Source organism: Ferrimicrobium sp., from assembly GCF_027364955.1.
Lineage (GTDB): Bacteria > Actinomycetota > Acidimicrobiia > Acidimicrobiales > Acidimicrobiaceae > Ferrimicrobium.
The window spans coordinates 105779-109041 of sequence record NZ_DAHXOI010000010.1; the positions used below are offsets into that span (position 1 = coordinate 105779).

3 protein-coding genes are annotated in these 3263 nt (G+C 53.4%); 1 reads left to right on the top strand and 2 read right to left on the bottom strand.

Going from position 1 to position 3263, the window contains the following annotated elements; translation table 11 throughout:
* Nucleotides 1-633 precede the first annotated feature (633 nt).
* Entirely contained in the window at nt 634-1023 is a 390-nt protein-coding gene (locus M7Q83_RS08535) for a type II toxin-antitoxin system death-on-curing family toxin (RefSeq protein ID WP_298337412.1), read from the bottom strand.
* Entirely contained in the window at nt 1020-1235 is a 216-nt protein-coding gene (locus M7Q83_RS08540) for a ribbon-helix-helix protein, CopG family (RefSeq protein ID WP_298337415.1), read from the bottom strand. Before M7Q83_RS08540 ends, M7Q83_RS08535 begins: the two co-directional genes overlap by 4 nt.
* A gap of 727 nt (nt 1236-1962) precedes the next feature.
* On the opposite strand from M7Q83_RS08540, the gene M7Q83_RS08545 reads away from it, so the two are divergent.
* Nucleotides 1963-2766 (top strand): hypothetical protein, encoded by an 804-nt coding sequence (locus M7Q83_RS08545; protein WP_298337419.1) that lies wholly within the window; start codon nt 1963-1965, stop codon nt 2764-2766.
* Nucleotides 2767-3263 lie beyond the last annotated feature (497 nt).

Below are 3263 nucleotides of genomic sequence, written 5' to 3' on the forward strand. Positions count from 1 at the left end.
ATTCAGTTCGAACAAGCCGCTACGCTACAGGCTGCATAGGTAAGCGGAGTTCAGTGTCCCATTTGGTGAGCAAGTCCACCCGTGGCTTTTACAGAGCGACATTTTGGAGGGCTCAGGAATGGTAAACCTCGGAGTAAAGTTGCTTTCCGCAAAGGTCACGCATTCTCCCTTCCTACCAAAAACGACTCCATGGGTACAAACCACTTGAGTTCGAGTCAAAAAGTTGGGGATAACTTTAGCGCATGTACCCTTCTGGTTCACAACGATGCCGATTCCTTGAACAGTGACAGTACCAGTGTTGGGTCCATCAGATGACCTATTCGCAAAGATCACGACGCCAACCAGAATCAGCAAAAGAAGGACTGCGATCAAGATTTGTGGTTGTAGAAATCGCTTCGTGTTCATCGATCCTCCTCACTTATCCCTAGCGTTAACTGGCCACAGGTGTCCGAGTTCCAGCCGTGTCATGTCCCAATCGCGTCAGTATCCCCGTAGTTGGACCAATAGAGGGTGAAGGTATTCCGTTGAACTATGTATGTTCGACTCGAAATAAAACTTCAACCTCCATCACATCCTTCAGTCTCCAGTCCACCAAGGACGCATGACCTTACGATTCAATTCGGATTGCAAGAGTCATTGCTTGATGTTTGAGGAGATCCACTCAGTGAGCTCCTCAGTGCTGATGTCGCCAGACGCAACACGAATGATCATCGGTACGATCTCATCTGGGTCCTCCAAGGTCCACGTAAGGCCATTGATCGTGATGAACATCCACATCGTGGCGTAGGCCGTGCGCTTGTTGCCGTCGGGCAACGGATGGTTCTTAACTAAGTGCTCGAGCAGCACAGCTGCCTTCCGCTCAAGTTCCGGATAGAACTCGATACCATCGAACGATGCCTGAGGTGCAGCAAGGGCTGAGTCGGCCAGGCCGATCCCAACGCCCTTAGCCAACAACTCGCCGTCGATGCCGAGGATCAACTCGGCGATCGTTAGGTAGTCGCCCAGGCCCAAGTATTTGATCAAAGATCGGCGAGCCTTTCGAACACTTCTCGCTGCGAATCGAGCAGATGGTGCAGGCTCTTCTGGAACTCCGGGTCAGCTCGGCGTGCCCGGATGTGTTCGACAACTGCTTGCCGAACAGCCTCGGAGACCGACTGGTTGTCAGCCTTGGCGACTACCTCAAGCGCCTCGGCGGTTGGGCCTGGAAGTCGGATGGTGGTGGTGTGTATATTCATGGCATCACTATAGCACGGATACTGCTTGTGACCTCAGCGGTCCGGCCAGCTGTAGAGTGTCCCAGGACCAACCAATGCTTAGGATAATCTCCACGTCCGCTTCACCCAACAATTGTGTCCGAGCACGTCCCACCCAGTCCGAGGCTATCTCAGCACCCTTGCCGAAACGCCTCAATGAGCTGCAACGATGAGACGTACTCGGACACTATGACTACCAGCTCGGACACTTTGTGAACACCTCATAATCCCTTGGTCGTGGGTTCGAATCCCACCGGGCCCATCAGCTCAGGCCCTGTGTTAACCCTGTGGACTTGCCAGAAAACCCGACGAGCCCCCAAAGTGGCTATGGCGTCAGCGAAACGAGTGCCCGTTTCAACCATGCGACCTTCGCAGCGATGTAGCTCTCCACAAGCGTGGAAGCTGAAGGCCTTTTGGAATACGAGCGCTTGTCTCGTCTCCACTCCGCTCACCCCTCTCCTACTTCAGGTGGATCGAAAGGCGTTCAACTTTCCATAATCCCATCGCCTACGCCACCTACCGCGGTTTGGATCACCGAACCGGTGAAGGAGGTAGCTGATTCACTGGAATAATTCAAAGTGTGTCGAAGAGCTTGATAGCCGTGGGACGATGATGATTAGCATACGAGATATCAAAGGGGGTCATTATAGTGAGGCTCACGACCATTATGCGGGAGGGCGTGATGCGCATAACACACAGGAAACTCGTCATGATGGTTGCATCTCTAGTCTTGGTCTTCGCTGTAGCTGGGAGCTTCGCACTGACGAGGAGATCTGCGCCACGCCTTGTCCCACTCAAGTCGATACCGACCTCCAAGAACACGGGGGGTCCACCGTGGGAGCCATCTCAGCGTGGAGGCGCGACCAGAAGTGCGGTGGTAAGCTCTCCGCTTTGTACGTCGAGCCAGCTTGAGACGCAGTACTGGACAAGCTTGCCGGGATTTGACAACCAGATGAGTGGCTTCAATTTCATCAATAGGTCAGGACAGGCATGTTCGCTGCCAGTGTATCCTTCCTTTCTGTATCTGGCAAATGCCGACGGCACCCCAGCGACGATGCCGCTGCTACCCGGTCCGGCGGGGACAAAGGGATCGAGCGACTTCTTGGCCTACGGGTCCTCTTTGGCTCCCGCGACATCGTCATTTGGGATCCCTCTCAGCCCTGCTCCCATCACCCTCGCACCAGGTGGTACGGCAGTAGACATCCTTTTCGGTACCGTCGGTGTCAATCAGCAACCAGGAGATCCCGCTTGTATTTCAACACCCGTCGGAGGTAGCATCGCCGTCTCACTGGGAAATGGGTCCCCGGTACACGTGCACATGCCCACTGGAACAGGGACGTCAAAGTCGCTGATTGATCCAACCGGAGCTCCCTTCTCGTCATGCACTGCAGTGGCGTTCTCCCCGTTTCTCACCTGGAGTGAGGCGAGCAATCTCGTCGGTGCTCCGTATACCCGCACTAGTCAAGGAGATCTCCCGCTCAAGAACACCGCGGCCTTTATTAATGCACCGTAGTTGTCGACAGCAAGAAGGAAATCGACTTGTAGTAGAAAGGCGCGAGTAGGCAAACGAAGCAGATGGTGAACCTGTAGATGGTGAAAGTGAGTAGGATTCGAGATATGGCAGTGGAGTAGAGAGTCCATGCGAGAAGAACAATGATCACAACCCCGTGACCTCTGAAACGATTTGGTTCTCCACAGGTGAAACTTTCAGATTATGAGCGCTTGTCTCATCTCCACCTTCTCTTTCTTCAGGTGGATCACATAGTGTTCGCCACTCCAGGACCTTTAGGACCGGACCCGCTTCGATGTACTCAAGCTCAATACCAATGCCTGATAAACGAGGGCAGAACAAGTGATCGGGACGGTTGCCCATTCTTTGACGGTCATCGGGTCGCACTCGCGAGGGTGTTTGAACTAGTAGTATAATTATGTGGCGATTTGTGGAATGTTTATGGCGAACCGTACCATACTGATACTATGAAACTTTCGGAATACGCCGCTAAGAATGGG

What these genes read in the sequence shown, in the direction of transcription:
- M7Q83_RS08540 (WP_298337415.1), bottom strand. Translation starts at nt 1,235, where the DNA reads ATGAATATACACACCACCACCATCCGACTTCCAGGCCCAACCGCCGAG.
- M7Q83_RS08545 (WP_298337419.1), top strand. Translation starts at nt 1,963, where the DNA reads ATGATGGTTGCATCTCTAGTCTTGGTCTTCGCTGTAGCTGGGAGCTTC.